Below are 19,192 nucleotides of genomic sequence, written 5' to 3' on the forward strand. Positions count from 1 at the left end.
GATACGGTAACGATTCACGTCTATAGGCGGCCGGATCGAAAGGAGTAATTAGGCGACGGCAAGCCGGTGTTGGAACCGCTCGCGCCGCCCAAGTCGACCTTGAGCGGGGAACGATCGGACCGGTTTATTGCGCACTACCGAGACCCCATATCCAGTACGCGGGCGGGAACGGATCGCTACCCGGCGTACTGGTTTACTATGACACGGAACGACGATCACGCGTTCTCGAGGCGGTGGCTCCTTCGATCATCGGCGGCACTTTCCATAGCCGGCGTCGCGTCGACGGCGCTGGCACAGGAGGCGCTCCCGAGCGAAATCGAACTCGGCGGCCGAGTCAGTAGCTGGGTCGGGCAAACGCCCGACGCCATCGCCGACGAGCGGAACCCGACCCTCCGGCTCGAGGCGGGCCAGGAGTACACCCTCACGTGGGAGAACCTGGACGGCGCGGCCCACAACTTCGTCATCGTCGACGAGAACGACGAGCGGCTCCTCGAGACGGATCTCGTGGCCAGTTCGGGCGAGACCCAGACCGTCGAGTTCACCGCCGAGGAGGGCATGGTCGGGTACTTCTGTGGCCCGCATCGCTCCTCGATGAACGGCGAGATCGAACTCGTCGGAGGCGATGGCGGCGACGGGGCGGCGACCGACGACGGGCCGCTGATCGGCGAGGGACCGACGGTCGGCCTCGAGCCCGTCGCCGACGGGTTCGCCAACCCGATCACGCTCGAGACGGCCGACGAGGACGCCGATCGCCGGTTCATCGTCGATCAGACCGGTACGATCTCCGTCCACGGCGAGGACGGCCTCGAATCGGAGCCGTTCCTCGACGTCTCGGACCGACTGGTCGAGTTGCGGGAGGGATTCGACGAGCGCGGACTGCTCGGACTGGCCTTCCATCCCGACTTCGCGGAGAACGGCCGCTTTTTCGTCCGCTACAGCGCACCGCCCCGCGAGGGTACCCCCGAGGGGTACGATCACACGTTCGTCCTCTCGGAGTTCCAGACGGCGGACGACGACCACGCGAGCGCCGATCCCGACTCCGAACGGACGATCCTCGAGATCCCGGAGCCGCAGTTCAACCACAACGCGGGCCCGATCGCGTTCGGCCCGGACGGCTTCCTCTACGTCGCCACGGGTGACGGCGGCGGGGCCAACGATTCGGGCGAGGGACACGTCGAGGACTGGTACGACGAGAACGAAGGCGGAAACGGCCAGGACACCGAGGAGAACTTGCTGGGTGGTATTCTCCGGATCGATGTGGACGGCGGGACGTCGGAGACGTCCCGAGACGGAGGCGGCGACGCCGCCGACGAGGGCGACGAGCGTGCCTACGGCATCCCCGACGACAACCCGCTGGTCGATATGGAGGGACACCGCGACGAGTACTACGCATGGGGGCTGCGCAACCCGTGGGGGATGACCCTCACCAGCGAGGGGGCGATCCTCGCTGCCGACGTCGGTCAGGAACTGTTCGAGGAGGTCGACCACGTCGAACGCGGCGGCAACTACGGCTGGAACGTCAGGGAAGGGACCCACTGTTTCAGCACCGAATCACCGACGGAGCCGCCCGAGGAGTGTCCCCAGGAGACGCCCGAGTCGGTCCGCGGGGGCGAGCCACTGCTCGATCCGGTCCTCGAGTACCCCCACGAGGCCGACGGCGAACCGGTCGGCGTCTCCGTGATCGGGGGCTACCTCTACGAGGGTGAGGAGGTCGACCCCCTCGCCGGCACCTACGTCTTCGGCGACTGGAGCAGGGACGGCCAGAGCCCCGGCCGGCTGTTCATCGCCCGCCCACCGACCGCGTGGCTCGAGGAGAACGCGACGGTCGAGACGGAGGAGGACGACGACGACCCCTTCATCGATCCGCCGGGCGAAGGCGACGACGGCGATGACGGGGGTGACGGCGGGGAAACCGAAAGCGAGGGCGGACTCTGGCCGATCGAGGAACTCGAGGTCGAGACCGCAAGCGGGGATGACGACGACGGGACCGAGGACGATGACGGCGAGCCGGTCGCTGTCGACGGGAACATGAACCGCCTCGTCTACGGCTTCGGCCGCGACGACGCCGGCGAACTCTACGTCCTGACGTCGGCGACGCCGTCCATCGAAGAGGACGACGGTGCGGTCTACCGGATCGTTCCCCAACAGCGATCCGAACACTAACGCGACGCCCGGCCATCGCCGGTGCAGTCGCTTTGCGATTCCGTCCACGCGAAAAAATTCGGCCAGCCGCTCACATCTCGAGCGAGAAGACGGCCAGCGTGGTCCCGAGTTCGACGTCGGTGTGGTGGCCGCCGCCGGCGGGCATCGCGATGTACTGTTTCTCCTCGTGTGGGTCGACCCAGGAGATCGGCGCGCCGTCGACGCCGTGGTCGCCGACCTCGAACTCGGCGAGGCGATCGCCCGACTCGACGTCGTAGGCGGCCATCACGCCGTTTGGCGTGCCCGCAAAGGCCAGCCCGGTCGGCGTGGTGAACGACCCGCCGCGGGGGTGGTAGTTGGACCAGTCGTACCATTCCTGCCACTTCACGTCGCCGGTGTAGGGGTCGATCCCGGCGATGACGCCGATCGCACCGTTCCACTCCGGCGGGTAGGCGGGTCGGCCCGACGCGTCGCCGTCTTCGCCGTTAGTGGATTCGCCGTTGTCGCCCTCTCCCTCGTCGACCTCCGCCTCGAGGTGTGGGTCTTCGCCCTCGGCGACCTCTTCGGCATTGAGCGTCGGCTCGTCGGGCTCCTCGATGTCCTCGGGCGGATCTCCACCGACGATGTCCATGCCCATGTATCGCTCGCCGGCCTCGTACTCCTCCTCGTACCACGACAGTGCCATCGGCTCGTTGGCCCCCTTGACGACCATCGTCCGGGTGTTGGGATCGAAGGAACTCGGCTGGGGGTTGGTGCCGCCGGTGAGATGGGGCATCATCCACTCGGCGCTGTCGATGTCGTCGTACGGCGGCAGGGAAAAGGTGTTGACGTGCTGGACGTACTCCTCGCTGCGTTGGTGGAGCTGTCCGGTCTCCATGTTGACCGTGTAGACCCAGCCGGTCTTGCCCGGCCACGCCGCGAACCGCGTCTCTTCGCCGTCCGCTTCCTCGCGGAAGACGATCGGCGGGCTCGGCGAGTCGTAGTCCCACCAGTCGTGGGGCGAGTCCTGGTAGTGCCACTGGTACTCGCCGGATTCGATGTCGATACCGACCTTCCCACAGGTAAAGGGGTTGTAGCCCGGCCGAACGGTCCCGTACCACGGCCCCGGGTTGGCCGACGGCACGATTACCGTCCCCGACTCCGGCTCGATGGCCGCTGAGGCCCAGGCGGTCCCGCCGCCGTGTCGCCACGACTCGCCGACCCACTCCTCCGACGGTGTCATGTTGAACCGCCACTGCGGGTTCCCCTCGAGGTCGATCGCGTCGAAGAAGCCGCTGACGCCGAACTCGCCGCCGAAGCTGCCTTTCAGCAGCGTGCCGTCGTAGATCAGCGGCGGGAACGAGGAGGTCGACCCCCGCTCGCGCACCCACTGCAGCTCCTCGTGGATGAGGTCCTCGGCGACCTCGCCACGGTAGGCCGCCGCCCCGTTGTAGTACCACTCCGTCTCGCCGGTGTAGCGATCGACCGCCAGCACGCCCAGATCGAGCGTACTCTTGTAGACGGTGTCGCCGTAGACCGCCGGGCCGCGCTCGGCCGGTGGCGCGTCCTCCGAATAGCCCACGGCCGGCTCGTAGTAGTGTTCCCACAGCTTCTCGCCGGTCCGGGCGTTGAGCGCGTAGAGCTGGTCGGCCCCGACCGTCGTGTACATGATCGGCGGATCGCCGTCGACGACCAGCGGCGACCCCTGGAACTCGTGGCTCGGGTTCGGCTCGAGCGCCTGCGGCGGCGCGAGGTCGATTCGCCACTCGAGTTCGAGCTGGTCGACGTTGTCCGGCGTGATGTGTTCCGCCGGGGTGTGGCGTTGGTTCTCGTAGGCCCCGCCGAACAGCAGCCAGTTCGTCTCGTCGTCCGCGGTCCGACTGAGGTCTTCTTGGGTGATTTCGCGCTCGGGAATGGTATCGATATCGCCCTGTGCGACGTGTGATTCGCCCGGTTTCTCGTCCCACGGTGCGTCCGACGGCAGGTCCATGTGTTCGGTATCGAAGGTCATGGGTGACTCACCTCCCGGGGTGCCCGCATCCGATCGTCAATGTGAACCACGTCGTTGCGGAGGAACTCCTGGCCGATGATCGCGATCGCGGCGCTGCCCGTGATCAGCGCCGAGAGCTGTTCGTCGGGGATCTCGCCGCTGGCGAGGTCGCGGGCGGCCGACCCCAACAGGTAGTAGCCGCCGAGCATCGACTTAACGTCCCAGAGCCCGCGGTCGATCATCTCGTCGGTTACCAGCACCTCGTTCTGCCAGAGGAAGTGATCCAGGCCGTCGATCCACAGCAGGGCACCCTCCGCGGCCCGCCGGTGCAGCGGCGCGACGAACTCGTGAACGACCCCGTCCTCGACGGCTTCGGCCGGCGGATAGTCCGGCGTCTTCATCCACCACGAAAGCTGCTCGCGCGAATTGACGATGTTCGTCACCAGCGCCGTCCGCTCGCCCTCGGCGAACCCGACCTCCGCGAGGGTCGCCGGCAGCTCCTCGATGTGGAGCAGCTGTCGGGTCGTCTCCTCGATGTGATCGGGGGTAAACGCCGGCAGGTTCTCCTCCGCGCTCGCGAAGAACCCGACCTCCGCGAGGTGGTCGTTGATCGCCCATGCCGGCGTCGTCAGCTCCTGATAGGCCGACGCCCCCTGCTCGGGTACCCCCATCGACGCCAGCTGGGGCAACAGTTCGAAACTCCCCTCGAGTCCCGTCAGTTCCTCGGCCAACAGCGCGCCGTCCAGCGTGCCGGTCAACCCGGCCCGTACCGCCTCGCCCATCTCGGCGAGACCGCCCGCAGCGCCGCTTGCGACCTCCCCGCGGAGATCGTGGAGCGTCGCACCGGCAACGCCGCCGCCGGCGACGACGCCCAGCGCCTTCAGGAACTCGCGACGGTCCTCGTCGCTTACCTCCCCGTAACTGTATCGCTCTTCAGGTGCAGTTCCATATGCCATGGTACCAGTTAACGAACACCACACTGGCCATTAGAAGCGTTCATAGTTGCATCGTTTGCAACATATTTATTCCGGTGGCCCCGTGGGCTGCATTTACGGACCGAACACCCAGCATATGATGGGGGCCGGCAACCACTGATTAGAACATCGCTCCGAAACGCAATCACTGGTTTCAATATCCGTTGTGGCAGTAATCCCTATCCAGAACCGGGGACGAGTGATAAATAACGCTTCGTCGACGACGGCCCGATTCGGTACGGTCCCACGTTTCCCCCGACACGATCGACGGCGAGGACCAGCCCACGTCGCCGGTCTCACGGGGCGGCGTGAGCCAGCTGTGGCAACTCGTCAGGAGACCGCGGGCCGAAGCCGCCGCTGATCGATGCAATCGGTCCCGGCCGTCGGTCGACCGTTAGCTGTCCCCGTCCGTCTCGAGTTCGAACTGCTCGTTCTCGCTGACGGCGTTGAGGACGATACTGGTACTCGACTGGTTGATGTCGGGATCGGTGATCAACTGCTTGATCTGATCGTTCATGTCGTCGGTGTCTTTGAACTTCCCGATGGCGATCACGTCGTAGTCACCCGTGACCTCGTAGACCGAGATCATCTGGCGGTGGTCTTTCAGCGTCTCCGTGATCTCGGGCAGGGCGTTCCCTTCGGCCTTGAGTTGCATCACGGCGGTCACGTCGTAGCCGACCGCGTCGTAGTCGATCTTCGGCGTATACCCCTCGATCACGCCCTCGTCCTCGAGGTCGGAGAGGTGGTTCGAAACGGTCGTTACGGAGACATCGAGTTCCTCCGCGAGGCTGCGGAGACTCGAGCGGCCGTCGTCGAGCAGTTCGTTTACTAGATCGGAATCCAGATTCTCGTACGTCATTGATTGATCTAAACGGCTTCTTATATTAGGAGTTTACGGATATCAACTTCTATCTCGGGCTTGGGTCGGACTGTTTCGGCACCGACGGTTTCGGCTCACCCCCTGTCCACCTACGGGTCGAAAACGCGACCGTTCCGACGACTCCCGCGGCGCTTCGACGGACAGGAACGCTCTAGTGGCGTCGCTCCTAACGGGTCGGTATGACAGAGCCAGCCAAACCGGTTGTCGGCCGCCTCGAGACGGTCGCAGTCAGCGGCACCGACGCGACCGAAACGGTCGTCGCGAAGGCCGACACCGGGGCGGACCGGACGACGATCGACGAAACCCTCCTCGAGCGGATCGGTAGTACCGGCGCGATCGACGACGTCACCGTCAGGTCCGGCGGCAGCGCCGAGAGTCGCGACATCGTCGCGATCAGCGTCGACGTCCGGAGCGTCGACCGGGGGCCTCGAGTCGTCTTGGCCGACGTGGACGACCGCCAGCCGTACACGGGCGAGGTCCTGCTCGGGAGCGATCTACTGGACGGGTTCTACGTCGATTGCGAACTACAAAACACCACCGTGAACGCCGATTAGCGGGGGTTTCGACGAGTCGCCACACGAGCGGGTACTCCGATCGTCCCGCCGCGGTCCGTGACGGCGTATATGACTCGCGAACGATTTCACGGGCGCGGTTACAGTGGCCGAGACGAACTGCTTTCTATGAGCCTCGTACTCCTGGGTGCGGTCCTCTCGCTTTGTCTGCTCCCGTCGCTTTGCTTTCTCGGTCTCTGGCACGGACTCGGCCGACTGCAACGCAGTTCGCTGATCGAACGCGTCACCGACCGTACAGGGAACGCCGATACGGATCCGGTGGTCACGTGGGGCGATGTTCTCGATGCGTACTCCGACCCCCGGAAACGCCTCTTTGCGGCCACCCCGGGATCGCGACCATCGGTGGCTCGTGACGACCAATGTGCCGTCTGTGCCGCGGCGAACGACCCCGTCGCATCGTACTGTCACAACTGCTTCCGGAAACTCGAGTGAGACGGATTTCCGCTCACGTCTCTGGTCGGAAGTACGTGAACCGTAGCCGGGGCTCGAGGATTACTGATAGGAAAATGCTCCGTCTGGGATTTGAACCACGCCCAGACGTACTCGCTACGCTGTGTGCGACTGGTCTGATTCAAATCAAGGGTCACATTTTCGGCTCACGGATTTGTTCGCCGAAAAGTACTCCGTCTGGGATTTGAACCACGCGAAGACGTTCCTGCTCACTCACTTCGTTCGCTCGCGGGCTGCGACTTCTCTACTTCAAATCCCAGAGCGTGCGCTTCCTTCTTCACTCACTTCGTTCGTTCAGAAGAGTGCTCCGTCTGGGATTTGAACCCAGGTCATCGGCTCGAAAGGCCGAAATGATTGGCCGGACTACACCAACGGAGCGTTCACTGCGTTCGCGCACCGAGCCTCGACGGACTGCGACCGTCTCACCAACGGGAGCGCGTCTCGCAACTCATTGTTGCCGAGGCCTAATGAAAAACGTTCCGTTCCGGGCCGGCAGTGCCACGATATCACGCACGTTGACTCATCAGGGTGCTAACAGCAGCCCGCTCGAGCGACCCGTTTCACCCGCAGGCGGTCGCTGCCGAATCCGCGAATCGGCCCTCGAACTGACCGGCTTCTCAACGCTTTTGATGCCCGGTGTCCATTCCACCGAGCATGAAATACGCCCGCTTTCGCGACCCGGCCGGTGCGGTCCGCCGCGGCGAGTACGAGAACGGCACTGTCCACTTCGGAACGGAAAGCTACGACCTCGAGAGCGACGAAATCGACGTGTTGCCGCCGACGGAGCCGTCGAAGATCGTCTGTATCGGGCGGAACTACGCCGACCACGCGGCGGAACTCGACTCCGAGGTGCCGGATCGACCCTTGCTCTTCCTGAAGCCGCCGAACGCGCTGGCGGCCCACGGCGATACCGTCACCCTGCCCGCGGGCAAGGAACGGATCGACCACGAGGCCGAACTCGGCGTCGTCATCGGCGAACAGTGCCGCCACGTCGCCGAAGCCGACGCGATGGACGTCGTGGAGGGCTTTACCTGCGTCGACGACCTCTCGAACCGCGACGATCAACGACAGGAACAGAACTGGGTCCGCGGGAAGGCCTTCGACGGCGCGGCTCCGATCGGGCCAGTGCTGGCGACCCCCGACGAAGTCCCTGCGGACGCGTCCGTGCAAACCCGCGTCAACGGCGAGTTGAAGCAGGACGGCTCCCGCGAGCAACTCATCTTCCCGATCCCGGAACTGATCGCCGAGATCACGACCTACCTCACCTTGGAGCCCGGCGACGTGATCGCGACGGGCACGCCCGAGGGCGTCGGCCCGCTCTCGGACGGCGACACCGTCGCAATCACGGTCGACGGCGTCGGTACCCTCGAGCATTCGGTCCGGATCCCCTGAACCGGCCCGCCGGAGCCGACAATCGATCGACTAGCCAGCGTCTATCTCCCTTGAGAGAAGCCTTTTCGGATCTCTCGCTCGTGTCTCCGGGCATGACCGTCCGATTCGACGCGGTGACCGTCGACTGGCTCGGCCACGCTACCGTTCGTCTCGAGGGACAGACGGGTGCGGTCGTCTACACCGATCCCGGCCCGGAACGGGTACTGGAGGGGCTCGAGCCACGGGACGGCGACCTGATCCTCGTCTCTCACGGCCACCACTACGATCCCGACGCGATCCGACGGGTCGCCCGGGACGACGCGCTGGTCGTCGTTCACGAGTCGGTCGACGCGAGCGAGAGCGACGGTGTCGACGAGCGGCCGGAAACCCTGCCGTTCGACGTCGAACGCGTCCGTGCCGACGAGTCGTTCGTCCTCGGCCCGCTGGATCTGTTCACGACGCCGGCGTACAACGACCCCGCTGGGCCACATACCGACGCCGACGGGACCGTTCCACATCCCGAGGGGCGGGGCTGTGGTTTCGGCGTGACGATCGACGGGGTCACGGCGTTCTGGCCCGGCGGCACCGACGCCCTCCCGCTCCACGAGTCGCTCGCGATCGACCTCCTGCTCCCGCCGATCGGCGGTTCGGCCACGATGGACCGCCACGAGGCCGCGTCGCTGGCGGGTGAAATCCGCCCCGATCTGGTCCTGCCGGTCCACTACGACGCGGACGGGGCGCTCGCAACCGACGCCGAGGCGTTCGTCGTCGACGTGGCGACCCGCGGCGTCCCGGTCGTCCTCGACGAGTAGGTGCGCCGGCGGCCGTGCTTACACGCCCACTCGAGACCAGGCAAAGAGCGCGACTGCGGCCAGGGCCAGCACGCCGAGTGCGAGCCACTGCCCGACTCCGGAGTCGGCGATCGGGGCGAAGAAGTCGACGAGCCCGGACCCCTGCAGGAGGCCGAGGCCGAGGAGGACCATGGCTCCGATGGCGATCAGCCCGACCGTGATCCCCTCTTTCATCATCCACGCGGTCTCGTCGGCTTCCTGTGCGCCGGAAGTCGTCGGTTCGTCTATCGCGCCCTCGTCGGGGTCGCTGTGCAACGGTCGTTCGTCGTTTTTGTCGTCCGCCATGTCACCGTTCTAGACGGTGAGTGGCCACGCAGACGGGAACCGGTTGTACCTGCAGTCACAGGGCGAGCTACGAGTGTTGGTCCTGTCGGCGTCGAAGGCCCTCGAGACGCAGGCTTAGAGGACGCCCATCTCGCCGAGGCGTTCGGGCAGATAGGTGTCCGTCACGAAGTCCAACCCGCGAGCGGCCAGCGACTGCTGTTCGGATTTCTTCCCGAGATCGAGCTGGAGTTCGATCTGTTCCTCCCAGTAGTCGGTCTGGAACCGCGGGTCCTCGAGTTCGCTCTCGAGGGCGTTGATATCCGAATCCGACAGCGGGTCGGAGGGCAAGTCGTACTCGACGATGTCGGCGGGCTGGATACCGATGAAGTCCGCCTCGGGGGTCGCGAGATACTCCGAGAGGTGGGCGGACTTGATCGAGCCGTAGGCCACTGAGCCGTAGATGCGGTACGACCACGGGTCGCCGTCGGTAAAGACCGTGACCGGCAGGTCGAGTTCGTCGTGGAGCCGCTTGGTGATCCGGCGGGTCGCGCGGGCGGGCTGGCCCTTCAGGTGGACGATCAGCGCGTTGAACTCCTCGTCGAAGCCGTTCTCGACGAGCCGGTCGCGCATCCCGCCGGTCTCGACCGCGAGGATGAAGTCGGCGTCGGAGCCCAGAAACTCGATCGTGTCCGGGTTGTTCGGGATCTGGTAGCCGCCCTCGCCGACGTCTTCCTGACAGTGGATCTCGCGTTCGCCGCGGCGGGTCTGTTCGCGCAGGTGCAACGGCCCCATGATCGTCGCGCCCGACTCCTCGGGGCGCATGTGGAAGTCCTCGCGGGTGACCCCCGAGACGATCTCTAAGTCCTCGACGAGGTTGTTCGACTCGTCCTGGCTCGAGAACTGGGCCTCCTCGTTGTCCCAGCTCTCCGAGAGGTAGTAGAGTTCACGCAGGGTCGAGGAGCGGTCCTCCTCGAGCTGGTCGGCGAGGAACTCGATCGTGTAGACCGCCTTCAGGAGCTTCCGAGCGCCCTGGACCGAGTTGGCCGACCGGGTCGACTCGCGGTCGCCGTAGACCCAGACGTCTTTGTCCTCGTCGTACTCGATGTTGTTCTTCGTCCGCGTCGGCACGGACATGTGGGGGATCTCGCCCAGTTCGAACTGGTCGTAAAACTGCGCGGCGAGATCGATCAACTGCTCTCTGGCTTCCTGGGTATCGTCTGCGCTCATTGGTTTACGGTCAGTTTCTCGCTTTCGACGCCTTTGACGTCCAGATCGAAGGTCGCGTCGTCCGGTACCTCGTACTCGAGGGCCGCTTCGTCGTCGCTCGAGACCTCGGGTTCCCACTTGACGAACCACTCGCCGTCCATCTCGACGACGGTCGCGCCGTCAGAGAGCGCGGTGGGTTCGGCCGAGACGATGTCGGTGATCTCGAGCGATTCGTTGGTACTCGAGTTATTCTCGACAACGACGGAGACGGCCCGCCCGTCGCCGTTTGCCTCGACGTTGCGCTCGACGAGGACGTTGTTCATGATGCGAGCGATCGCGTCGTCGATGTCGGGTTCGTCGCGGTCGGTGACCTCGGCGACTTTCTCGGCCATCTCCGGGAGGATCTTCCCGAGGACGTTCTGTTTCTTCCGGCGCTGTTGCATCGAGCGCCGTTTGTTGAGGTAGCTCTTGAGATCGCGAGCGGCCTCACGGATGGCGAGTTCGATCTCGTCTTCGATCTCGGGGACGTTCGCGACGGCGTCTTTCGACTCGCTGGTGAAGGGGACGTTCGTCGAGGCGACGTGGACCATGATCACGACCGGGCCGTTGGGCAGGCCGGAGCCGCCGGGCTGATCTAACCCGTAGTTGCGCCAGCCGATCGACTTCACTACGTCCGTCGTGGCACAGGCCCCGCGCTGGTAGACCAGCGGGACGCGGTTGGCAAAGCGCATGACCTCGCCGGTGCCCTCCGCGGGGAGGTCGCCGCCGTAGGCGATCCCGGCTTCGACGATGAACGGATCGCCGCCGGAGACGCCCGCGTCGCGGGTCGCCGAAGCGTAGAAGTCCGCGTCGAACTCCTTCTCGAGGCCCGCGGTGATGAGGTCCTCGGAGATCGGCGAGAGACACCGCGTCGGCGGTGCCATGATGTCGGTCGCCCGCATCGCGTCGACGAGGTCGCTGGTGGCGTCGCGGTCGCCGTTCAGCTCCCGCACGAGCGGCGGGTCGTCGGGCACGGTGGCCATCACGTCCCAGATTGCGTCGGTGACGTTCTCGCGGGCCGTCTCGCCGAAGGAGACGTCGTCGTACTCCTCGGTGAGGTCGGCCGCGCGGTCGACGAACGCCCGGAGCCGCGTCCGCGTGAGCCGGTGGCGGACGTTCCCCTCGTCGTCGCCGGCCGCGAGTTCGTCCCCGAACGCGGCCCCGAGCCGGTCGGCGAAGGCGTGGATGGTCTCGTCGTCCTTGCGGGTACTCGTTGCCTCGTCCGCGAGGTCGTAGAGGTCGGCAACCAGTCGCGACTCGTCGTCAGCGCCACCGTCGTCCACCGACTCGGTTTCGACGGCGTCGATCAGCTCGAGCCAGACGGCTTCGACGGCGTTTTCCCGGACGGTGTCGCCGAACGTCGTTCCGTGGTCGTCTTCGACAGCTTCGGCGGCGGACTCGACCGTCTCGAGCAGTTCGTGGTAGGCGATGCGGTCGTAGTCGTCGACCCCGTCGGCGATGGACTGGGCGAACGCGGCCGTCGCCTCGGCACCTTTGTTCGCAGTGGCGTCTTCGACTGCGGCGTGGAGGTCGACGTTCTCGTGACTCGCGGGCGGTCGCCAGCGCATCTCGCGGCCGTAGTGACGATCGCGGAACTCGTCGATGATCGAGTCGGCGGTCTTCTTGCCGACGCGGGTGAACTCCTCCTGAACGAACCCGGAGACGGTCTGGGAGTCCGTCGCCGTCAGCATCTTCATCACCGTCCCGAGTTCGACGCCGTGGGGATGGGGGCGGATCTCCTCGGTCTCTGCGGGGAGCTGGTCGGTCGCGCGCTCGAACTTGAAGTGTTCCTGCGGTTCGCGCAGCTCGAGGCGGGCGTGGGGGTTGACGACCGCCGTGTGCTTGATGTAGTCGTGGAGCTGCTGGCGGGCGCGCATGTTGGCTTCCATCTCGAGTTCGATGCGCGTGCCGTGGGGGCGGTCCCACGTGGTCGTCTCCTCGACGCTGATCTCGGGCTCGTTGTCGTCGGTATCGATGATGAGTTCGAAGTATTCGGCCTCCTCGGAGCCCTGCGTGCGGCTGGTGATCTTCGCGGGCTTGCCGCTGGTCAGTTGCGAGTAGAGGACGGCCGCGGAGATCCCGATCCCCTGCTGGCCACGAGATTGTTCGCGTGCGTGAAAGCGAGAGCCGTAGAGCAGTTTCCCGAATACCTTCGGGAGCGATTCCTTGGTCAGCCCCGGCCCGTTGTCCTCGACGATCAGGCGGTAGTAGTCGCCGGCCTCCTCGATCTCGACGTAGATATCCGGGAGAATTCCCGACTCCTCGGCGGCGTCTAAGGCGTTGTCGACGGCCTCCTTGACGGCCGTGACGAGGCCTCGAGCGCCGCTGTCGAAGCCGAGCATGTGCTTGTTCTTCTCGAAGAACTCGGCGATGGAGATCGACTGCTGGCTCTCGGCCAGCTCCTCGGCGATCCCCGGCTCGTCACCGAGTGTCGACTGGAACGACGTCATCGTCTCCCTGTACTAACGGGGAGGCTAAAAGGTGTGTGCTACCGGAGTGAAAGTGAATCCCCCGCGCGTTTCGTCTCGGTTCGATCCGCGGATACCGCGCGCTAACGGAACGAAACCGCCGTTCAGAAGGTAATAATCTCGTAATCGTCGTCGACCAGCGAGCGGATGCTCGGGTGACCCTCGTTGTCGTCGACCGTGACGACGCCGGCGTCGTTGACGGCGTCCTCGACGCCGAACGCGCCCGCACAGTAGTCACAGGCCGCCGCCTCGTCGCTGACCGACCGGTAGAGGTCGTGGTAGTCGTGGTCTGCGTCTTCCAGTTCGGGAATCCACTGCGTGCCGGCTCCGTCGAAGATGAGGTCGAGGTCGTCGTCGGGGTTCTCGGCGAACTCCCGGGCCGCCTCGAGGCCGTTGACGAGTCGCCCCAGATCGCTGTGAGAGTCGGTGCCTGCCAGAATTACGATTGCTGCGTTCGTCATTACGGAGGACGGTAGGCCAGTGGCCTATAAAAGGGAACGGCGGTCGTGTGCCGTGGACGCAGACCCGTCGGCGGTGGCGAGGGTCAGCCGAGGCGAGGGGTTACGATACCGGGACGGACTGCATTGGAACGGTATCGTCCCGCCGGAATCGGCCTCGGGCGGTCCCTGCCTCGTTGAAATCCTCGGTAGCGGCTCGGAGTGGCGTGCTGAATACAGCGGACGGATTCGAAACGCCGGGAGCGTCACTCGGTCCACCTGATCTCGTACTCGAGTTCGTACCGCTCCTCCCCCGTTTCCGAATCAGTGAGTCGTTCGAGTTCGATTTCGAATCGGGCGGTTTCCGGGACGGTAACGTCTCGGGCTTCCGTTTCGCTTTTCAGCTGGACGGACCCGGATTCGACCTGTTCGGCGGCATCGCGTAGCGCCTCGGAGATTTCGGCTCTCGTCCGCTGTTCCTCGAGTTTGAACAGTTGCTCTTCGGGCATCGATTTTCCTCACGTTCCGGATTCCAATATAGGTGTGGCCCGCTCTCAAACCGCTCGGTGATCGACGGCGTCACCGTGAGGGGAATCGAACGACAGGCGGTCGATCACGCCGCGTCCGGATCCGGCGTCCCCTGAAGCGGCTCGACGCGAAATACGTACTCCGCGTAACTGCCATCGAGATTCGCGGGACTCTCCTCGGTGGCGTGCTCTTGACAGAGAACGGCCTCCGCCTCGACGGCACCGTGTCCGGTCTCCTCCTGATATCGTTCGAGGGCGACAAACGTCGCCCGCTCGGTGCAGCCACGGCGGTGACACTCGGGAAGCGAGTCCGAAGAGTCGTCTTCGCGTCGGTCCTCGTCGTCCGCTTGCCGCTCTCGTCCGCGTTCCGTGTCTGCCATCCCGACACCGTAGGGAAGCAAGCGGCATAATACTGTGGTCGTTCGCGATCTCGGTACCGCGTACGCGCTCCGTAAGTGGCTACTAGAGATCGGCTGTCCCTATCGTAGCGGCGTACCCGCGTGGCAAGTCTCGGGTTCGCCGGGAGTTGCTGACAGAACAGCAATATAGTAGCCACTGAAAGTCATTGCACACCTGATCGCACGATAGCGTCGCGATCAGTGTGTGACTCGTTTCAATGGCTACTATAGGTGTCCGTCTCACTGATCGCGGCTGTGGTCGTGTCCGTGGTCGTGCCCGCCCCGCGTGAACTGCCCCGAAAAGGCCCGCTGGACGACCTCCGAGAGCGCGGGGTGGATGTGGACCGACTGCCGGATGTCCTGGACCGTCCCGGAGCCGGCCGTCATCGCGACGACGACCTCCTGGATCAAGTCCGAGGCGTCCGGCCCGACGATGTGACAGCCGAGAATCTCGCCCTCGAGGTCGATGATCGGCTTGACGAACCCCTCGGCTTTCATCGCCTTCCCGCGGGCGGTATCCTCGTAGCGGTAGGTGCGCGTGGCGTACTCCCGACCCGCCTCCCGCAGTTCCCCCTCGGTCAGCCCGACGCCGGCGACCTCCGGCGAGCCGAAGACGGCGAAGGGCATCGCCGAGTAGTCGACCGGCTCGAGGTCCTCGCCGAACAGGTTCCGCGCGACGGTCCGCGCCTCGTGGTTTGCGTTGTGTTTCAGCAGGTATTCACCGACGATATCGCCCAGCGCCCAGACGCCGTCGGCGGTCGTCCGCAGGTACTCGTCGGTTTCGACGAAGCCGGCGGCATCGGTCTCGATCCCGGCGGCCTCGACGTTCAGCGTGTCGGTGTTGGGGACGCGACCGGCGGCGACGAGCAGTTCGTCGCCGGTGACCGAGACCGTCTCGCCCGGCCCGGTCGTCTCCGCGTCCGCGTCGCCGTCCGACTCGGAGAACGGCCGTGCCTCGACCGTGATCGACTCCCCCGACTGCATTGCCGCGGTGGCCTCGTAGCCCGTGTAGACGTCGAACCGGTCGGCGTAGCGCTCGGTGAACTCGGCGGCGACCTCGTCGTCGGCGTCGGGAAGCAGGTGCGGCCGCCGGCCGACGATCGACACGTCGCTGCCGAAGGTACCGAAGAACTGCCCCAGTTCGGCGGCGATGTAGCCGCCGCCGACGATCACGAGGTGGTCCGGCGGCGACTCGAGTTGGAGCGCCTCGCGGCTGGTGAGGTAGTCGACGGAGTCGATCCCGTCGATCGGCGGGATCGCCGGCCGGGTCCCGGCCGCTACGAGGACGGTCTCGGCGGTGAGACGCTCGCCGTCGTGATCGCCGCCGGCGAGTTCGAGCGTCCGCTTGTCGACGAACCGCCCCTCCGCTTGGTACAGGTCGTGCCGGTCCGACGAGGAGAGGCCGCGCTCGAGCGAGTCGGAGCTGCCGTGGACGTCCGCGGTGACTTCGCGGACGATCTCGGCGACGTCGACGTCCTCGACGGTCGCGTCGATGTGGAACGCGTCGGCCCGCTCGATCGTCTCCAGCACGTCGGCGTGATACAACAACTGCTTCGAGGGGATACAGCCGCGATTCAGACAGGTCCCGCCGAGCCGTCCCTTCTCGACGATTGCGACCGATTGGCCCTGATTCACCGCCGCGTTCGCCACGTCCAGTCCCGATCCCGAACCGATGACCAGAAAGTCGTACTCTTCCATACGTGGGGGACGGCCGCCAACGCAATGAATATCGGGCCGTGTTTCCGCCCGATTCGGTCGGAACCCGTTCCGGTGGTGTCGGAAAATGACTGTGGGCTACCCCTGCGTTACTCCTCGATCGGCGGCCACTCCCAGGCGTCCGCCTCGACCACACCGAGGAGTCGCCGTCGCCGGTCGGTCTGGTCGGCCAGCGCCTCGGCGAAGGCCTCGTCAGAGACTGTCGGGACGTCGTCCTCGCGCAGGCGCTCGAGGTCCGGCGCTCGCGGGACCGACGGCGCGGGGTCGATGAACGAGTCGTCTAAGGTCTCGAGGTAGCTCTGTGCGCTCGAGCGGCCGTTCTCGACGATCGCGGGGTCGAGCCCCTGTCCCTCGGGCATCGCGTACCGGGACAGCATGAGCGCCTCGTCGAGGATCGGGACGGCGACGGCCGAGGCCCGGTCGGCCCGCTCGCTGTGGTAGTAGTGGAGGATCGGGTAGGACTTGTGCTGTTCGGCGAGGGTACTCAGGTCCGCCGCGAGCGACTCGACGGTCAGCTCGAGCCCGCGGAAGTCCTCGCCGTTCCAGCCGGTTCGGAGGAACGCCTCGCTGCGGTCGCCCAACCCCGTCACGGTGCTGGCGAAGGAGCGTTTGTCGGCGACGGCACCGAGGACGGTCAGCACGTAGGAGACGCCGAGCGTGACGAAGGCCATGCCGGAGGCCGTCGTGAACGCGCTGGCGACCTCCCAGACGTTGCCGCCGTAAACGGGCGTGTAGTCGCCGTTTCCGTCCGTGAACATCGTGTAGGCGACGTAGTAGAACCGACCCCACCAGTCGGCGGGGCCGCCGGTCCGGCTGTCGACGACGGCGAGGGGCTCGCTCGCGAAGATGATCGTCCAGCCGACCCAGATCAGCCCGATCCACGTCGCGAGCGTGAGCATCAGAATGAGGGGGCCGGCGAGGCTGAGCGCGCGGTTGCGGTCCCCCGTCGCGGCGCGCAGCCCCTTCCAGACCCCCGTCGTGAGTCGGCCCGACACGGGGCCGGAGCCGCCGTCGACCCACAGCGTCGTCCAGACGATGTCGACGATGCCGGTGACGAGGATGACGATCCCGACGGCGAGATAGACCGGGTTCATTCGACGACCGCCCGCTGCTCGAGGGCCTCGGCCAGCACCTGTGCGATCTCCGCGTTGGTCTCGGGGCTGTAGTGGCCGCCCTCGCCGCGCTCGACGTACAGCGACTCGACGTCGCCGTCATCGGGCGAGAGGTGGGTCGCCATGTCGATCGTCGTCAGGTCATCGTAGCGCTCGTCGAGTCGCTCGAGCAGGTCGCCGTAGATCGGGCCGTGTTCGGCCTCGTAGGTGGCGTACCGGAGCTGTTGGACCATCACGAACGTCGGCTCGAAGTCCCGCTTGTCCGCGTAGTCGACGAACTCCGCGATGAGCGCGTCGAAGAGGGCCTCGTGGGTGTCGAACAGTCGCTCGTGGTACCGCACGCGGGGCCGCTCCAGGCGGAGCGCCGACTGTGTCTGGGCCAGATCGAAGTCGATTCCCGGGATCGAGCGGCCGAGCCGCCGCTCGAGGTCCTTGCCGGCCGTGTACGCCGCGTAGCGGACGTGTTCGTTCTTCGCGAGGAAGTCAGCGGTGTAAGGACGGGTCGCGAAATGGGGCTCGAACCAGTGGTCGTAGTGGAAGTCGTACTCTCGGAGGAAATCCGCCTTGGACTCGAGATCGAGCAACTCCTCCTTCTCGTCGACGGGGCTCTCGATCCGCTCTAATTCGCCGTCTTCCAGCACGTACCGGGGCTTGACCGCTAAGATATTGCCGAACTCCTGGTAGTGTTTCCAGACCGAGAGGATGCGGGCGATCGAGGAGGCGGTGACGACCATGCAGACGTGGTCGGTCGGGTCCTCGGGGTACTGCCGTTTGAGCCGCATCAGGGCCTGATCGAGGCCGTAATTCCCGCCGCCGTAGTTGGCGACGTGAGTGTCGAGTTCCTGGGCGAGGTAGTGCTGAAAGGTCTCGTCGTCGTCGACCTCCCGGCAGAAACAGTAGGAATCGCCGTAGGTCGAGACCGTCAGCTCGGCGTCGGAATCGCGCTCTTTGGCGGGACAGACCCGGCTCGCGTACTCGTCGGTCGAGTAAGTGACGACGGAACGGACCTCCTCGCCGGGGAGGTGGTCACCGGTGTCTTTCTGTTTCTCCCGGTTCGGCTGGGGACACCAGCCCAGTTCGGAGTCGAAACTGCTGAACTTCCCCAGTAACCCCCGGTCGATCTCGGGGAACTCTTCGGTGGCGACCGAGGGGATCCGCTCGAGCGCTCGGTACGACACGACCTCGAGAACGACCGCGACGCCGACCACCGCGAGGGCGATCGCGACGAACGGAAGCATGGACGTATCGTACCGGAACGGGCGGTAAGTGGGTTGGGCCGGACAATGCCACTTTCAGGTCGCCGTGGGTCGTACGTCGACGGCTCGGCGTCGGTTTCGGATCCGGACGACGCTGTAAGTCCCCAGCGCGGTGGCGAGCAGTCCGGCGACGACGTCGATCCAGAAGCCGGGTTCGCTCGCCGTCTCGACGCCGCCACTGCCGGCACCCAGCAGGAACGTGGTGGCGACGAGCCAGAGGCCGACGAGCGCCGCGAGGACCGCGACGCCCATGCTCCCGAACGCCCCGTTCGTGCGGCGGACGTAGTTGTACGCGCCGGCGATCGACAGGGTCGCGCCGACGAAGACATCGTTCCAGAACTGGCCCGCGGCCAGTTCGAGGACGAACGCCTGCCCGAGGACCGCGAGCCCGACCAGGGCGATCGCCGCCGACAGCCACGTTCCGCGTTCGGCCCGGTTTGGTTCGAACGGCGTTTTGTCCCCGCCGGTCACCCCGTCGTCCCCGCGGTTGTCGTGTTCGCCGGTCCCGTCCTCGCGCCACGGGGTGTCGGGGTTCTCGGTACCGTCGTACTCGCTCATGG

At 65.8% G+C, this 19,192-nt stretch carries 18 protein-coding genes and 1 tRNA gene; 5 read left to right on the forward strand and 14 right to left on the reverse strand.

What is annotated here, in order from left to right:
• Positions 1-198: 198 nt before the first annotated feature.
• Positions 199-2,163: a PQQ-dependent sugar dehydrogenase gene (locus ACSBP4_RS04125; protein ID WP_435551441.1), complete on the forward strand. Its 1,965-nt coding sequence runs from the start codon at positions 199-201 to the stop codon at positions 2,161-2,163.
• 70 nt (positions 2,164-2,233) lie between these two features.
• Here ACSBP4_RS04125 and ACSBP4_RS04130 read toward each other — a convergent pair whose 3' ends face one another.
• The 3 genes from ACSBP4_RS04130 to lrp form a co-directional block, all read right to left on the reverse strand.
• Positions 2,234-4,132 (reverse strand): pyrroloquinoline quinone-dependent dehydrogenase, encoded by a 1,899-nt coding sequence (locus tag ACSBP4_RS04130; RefSeq protein ID WP_435551442.1) that lies wholly within the window; start codon positions 4,130-4,132, stop codon positions 2,234-2,236.
• Complete coding sequence (locus tag ACSBP4_RS04135; protein ID WP_049966572.1) at positions 4,129-5,067, reverse strand: hypothetical protein; 939 nt, start codon at positions 5,065-5,067, stop codon at positions 4,129-4,131. The genes ACSBP4_RS04130 and ACSBP4_RS04135 overlap by 4 nt, the downstream gene beginning before the upstream one ends.
• A 412-nt stretch (positions 5,068-5,479) precedes the next feature.
• Positions 5,480-5,944: an HTH-type transcriptional regulator Lrp gene (gene lrp / locus ACSBP4_RS04140; protein ID WP_006179369.1), complete on the reverse strand. Its 465-nt coding sequence runs from the start codon at positions 5,942-5,944 to the stop codon at positions 5,480-5,482.
• A gap of 200 nt (positions 5,945-6,144) precedes the next feature.
• Between lrp and ACSBP4_RS04145 the strand changes: the two genes are divergently transcribed.
• Positions 6,145-6,519, forward strand: coding sequence for an aspartyl protease family protein (locus ACSBP4_RS04145; RefSeq protein WP_006650572.1), 375 nt, complete (start codon positions 6,145-6,147; stop codon positions 6,517-6,519).
• 126 nt (positions 6,520-6,645) lie between these two features.
• On the forward strand, positions 6,646-6,969 hold the full coding sequence (locus ACSBP4_RS04150) for a zinc ribbon domain-containing protein (RefSeq protein WP_435551443.1): 324 nt from the start codon (positions 6,646-6,648) through the stop codon (positions 6,967-6,969).
• Between the two features lie 321 nt (positions 6,970-7,290).
• Here ACSBP4_RS04150 and ACSBP4_RS04155 read toward each other — a convergent pair.
• Positions 7,291-7,365, reverse strand: a tRNA-Glu gene (locus ACSBP4_RS04155).
• A 276-nt stretch (positions 7,366-7,641) separates the two neighbouring features.
• Between ACSBP4_RS04155 and ACSBP4_RS04160 the strand changes: the two genes are divergently transcribed.
• Together ACSBP4_RS04160 and ACSBP4_RS04165 are read left to right on the forward strand one after the other, a co-directional pair.
• Positions 7,642-8,379, forward strand: coding sequence for a fumarylacetoacetate hydrolase family protein (locus tag ACSBP4_RS04160; RefSeq protein ID WP_006650570.1), 738 nt, complete (start codon positions 7,642-7,644; stop codon positions 8,377-8,379).
• A 92-nt stretch (positions 8,380-8,471) separates the two neighbouring features.
• Positions 8,472-9,170 carry an MBL fold metallo-hydrolase gene (locus ACSBP4_RS04165; protein ID WP_435551444.1) on the forward strand — a complete coding sequence of 233 codons (699 nt, stop codon included), beginning with the start codon at positions 8,472-8,474 and terminating at the stop codon, positions 9,168-9,170.
• An 18-nt stretch (positions 9,171-9,188) separates the two neighbouring features.
• On the opposite strand, the gene ACSBP4_RS04170 is transcribed toward ACSBP4_RS04165, so the two are convergent.
• The 10 genes from ACSBP4_RS04170 to ACSBP4_RS04215 all read right to left on the reverse strand — a co-directional run bounded on the left by ACSBP4_RS04170 (position 9,189) and on the right by ACSBP4_RS04215 (position 19,190).
• A complete protein-coding gene (locus ACSBP4_RS04170; RefSeq protein ID WP_006650568.1) occupies positions 9,189-9,494 on the reverse strand; it encodes a hypothetical protein in 306 nt (101 codons plus the stop codon).
• Positions 9,495-9,608: 114 nt separating this feature from the next.
• Positions 9,609-10,700, reverse strand: coding sequence for a DNA topoisomerase IV subunit A (locus tag ACSBP4_RS04175; protein ID WP_015298872.1), 1,092 nt, complete (start codon positions 10,698-10,700; stop codon positions 9,609-9,611).
• On the reverse strand, positions 10,697-13,168 hold the full coding sequence (locus tag ACSBP4_RS04180) for a DNA topoisomerase VI subunit B (protein ID WP_435551445.1): 2,472 nt from the start codon (positions 13,166-13,168) through the stop codon (positions 10,697-10,699). The genes ACSBP4_RS04175 and ACSBP4_RS04180 overlap by 4 nt, the downstream gene beginning before the upstream one ends.
• 122 nt (positions 13,169-13,290) lie before the next feature.
• Positions 13,291-13,647, reverse strand: a complete 357-nt coding sequence (locus tag ACSBP4_RS04185; RefSeq protein ID WP_435551446.1) for a DsrE family protein — start codon at positions 13,645-13,647, stop codon at positions 13,291-13,293.
• Positions 13,648-13,889: 242 nt separating this feature from the next.
• Positions 13,890-14,132, reverse strand: coding sequence for an amphi-Trp domain-containing protein (locus ACSBP4_RS04190; RefSeq protein ID WP_435551447.1), 243 nt, complete (start codon positions 14,130-14,132; stop codon positions 13,890-13,892).
• 104 nt (positions 14,133-14,236) lie between these two features.
• The gene (locus tag ACSBP4_RS04195; RefSeq protein WP_435551448.1) at positions 14,237-14,530 is read right to left on the reverse strand and encodes a hypothetical protein; all 294 of its coding nucleotides are present in this window, start codon (positions 14,528-14,530) and stop codon (positions 14,237-14,239) included.
• Between the two features lie 258 nt (positions 14,531-14,788).
• Positions 14,789-16,246, reverse strand: coding sequence for a dihydrolipoyl dehydrogenase (locus ACSBP4_RS04200; RefSeq protein ID WP_435551449.1), 1,458 nt, complete (start codon positions 16,244-16,246; stop codon positions 14,789-14,791).
• 107 nt (positions 16,247-16,353) lie between these two features.
• The gene (locus ACSBP4_RS04205) at positions 16,354-17,358 is read right to left on the reverse strand and encodes a two pore domain potassium channel family protein (protein ID WP_435551450.1); all 1,005 of its coding nucleotides are present in this window, start codon (positions 17,356-17,358) and stop codon (positions 16,354-16,356) included.
• Positions 17,355-18,614 (reverse strand): hypothetical protein, encoded by a 1,260-nt coding sequence (locus tag ACSBP4_RS04210; protein WP_435551451.1) that lies wholly within the window; start codon positions 18,612-18,614, stop codon positions 17,355-17,357. Before ACSBP4_RS04210 ends, ACSBP4_RS04205 begins: the two co-directional genes overlap by 4 nt.
• A gap of 54 nt (positions 18,615-18,668) precedes the next feature.
• The gene (locus tag ACSBP4_RS04215) at positions 18,669-19,190 is read right to left on the reverse strand and encodes a hypothetical protein (RefSeq protein ID WP_233274362.1); all 522 of its coding nucleotides are present in this window, start codon (positions 19,188-19,190) and stop codon (positions 18,669-18,671) included.
• Between the last annotated feature and the right edge of the window lie 2 nt (positions 19,191-19,192).

It is taken from the genome of Natrinema sp. CGMCC1.2065, assembly GCF_051225675.1.
Classification (GTDB): domain Archaea; phylum Halobacteriota; class Halobacteria; order Halobacteriales; family Natrialbaceae; genus Natrinema; species Natrinema thermotolerans.

Bases quoted from the DNA above. Each gene is read 5' to 3' on its own strand.
- ACSBP4_RS04180 (WP_435551445.1), bottom strand. From the start codon at position 13,168: ATGACGTCGTTCCAGTCGACACTCGGTGACGAGCCGGGGATCGCCGAG.
- ACSBP4_RS04145 (WP_006650572.1), top strand. From the start codon at position 6,145: ATGACAGAGCCAGCCAAACCGGTTGTCGGCCGCCTCGAGACGGTCGCA.
- ACSBP4_RS04210 (WP_435551451.1), bottom strand. From the start codon at position 18,614: ATGCTTCCGTTCGTCGCGATCGCCCTCGCGGTGGTCGGCGTCGCGGTC.
- ACSBP4_RS04215 (WP_233274362.1), bottom strand. From the start codon at position 19,190: ATGAGCGAGTACGACGGTACCGAGAACCCCGACACCCCGTGGCGCGAG.
- lrp (WP_006179369.1), bottom strand. From the start codon at position 5,944: ATGACGTACGAGAATCTGGATTCCGATCTAGTAAACGAACTGCTCGAC.
- ACSBP4_RS04125 (WP_435551441.1), top strand. From the start codon at position 199: ATGACACGGAACGACGATCACGCGTTCTCGAGGCGGTGGCTCCTTCGA.
- ACSBP4_RS04170 (WP_006650568.1), bottom strand. From the start codon at position 9,494: ATGGCGGACGACAAAAACGACGAACGACCGTTGCACAGCGACCCCGAC.
- ACSBP4_RS04165 (WP_435551444.1), top strand. From the start codon at position 8,472: ATGACCGTCCGATTCGACGCGGTGACCGTCGACTGGCTCGGCCACGCT.
- ACSBP4_RS04190 (WP_435551447.1), bottom strand. From the start codon at position 14,132: ATGCCCGAAGAGCAACTGTTCAAACTCGAGGAACAGCGGACGAGAGCC.
- ACSBP4_RS04205 (WP_435551450.1), bottom strand. From the start codon at position 17,358: ATGAACCCGGTCTATCTCGCCGTCGGGATCGTCATCCTCGTCACCGGC.
- ACSBP4_RS04130 (WP_435551442.1), bottom strand. From the start codon at position 4,132: ATGACCTTCGATACCGAACACATGGACCTGCCGTCGGACGCACCGTGG.
- ACSBP4_RS04150 (WP_435551443.1), top strand. From the start codon at position 6,646: ATGAGCCTCGTACTCCTGGGTGCGGTCCTCTCGCTTTGTCTGCTCCCG.
- ACSBP4_RS04175 (WP_015298872.1), bottom strand. From the start codon at position 10,700: ATGAGCGCAGACGATACCCAGGAAGCCAGAGAGCAGTTGATCGATCTC.
- ACSBP4_RS04195 (WP_435551448.1), bottom strand. From the start codon at position 14,530: ATGGCAGACACGGAACGCGGACGAGAGCGGCAAGCGGACGACGAGGAC.
- ACSBP4_RS04185 (WP_435551446.1), bottom strand. From the start codon at position 13,647: ATGACGAACGCAGCAATCGTAATTCTGGCAGGCACCGACTCTCACAGC.
- ACSBP4_RS04160 (WP_006650570.1), top strand. From the start codon at position 7,642: ATGAAATACGCCCGCTTTCGCGACCCGGCCGGTGCGGTCCGCCGCGGC.
- ACSBP4_RS04200 (WP_435551449.1), bottom strand. From the start codon at position 16,246: ATGGAAGAGTACGACTTTCTGGTCATCGGTTCGGGATCGGGACTGGAC.
- ACSBP4_RS04135 (WP_049966572.1), bottom strand. From the start codon at position 5,067: ATGGCATATGGAACTGCACCTGAAGAGCGATACAGTTACGGGGAGGTA.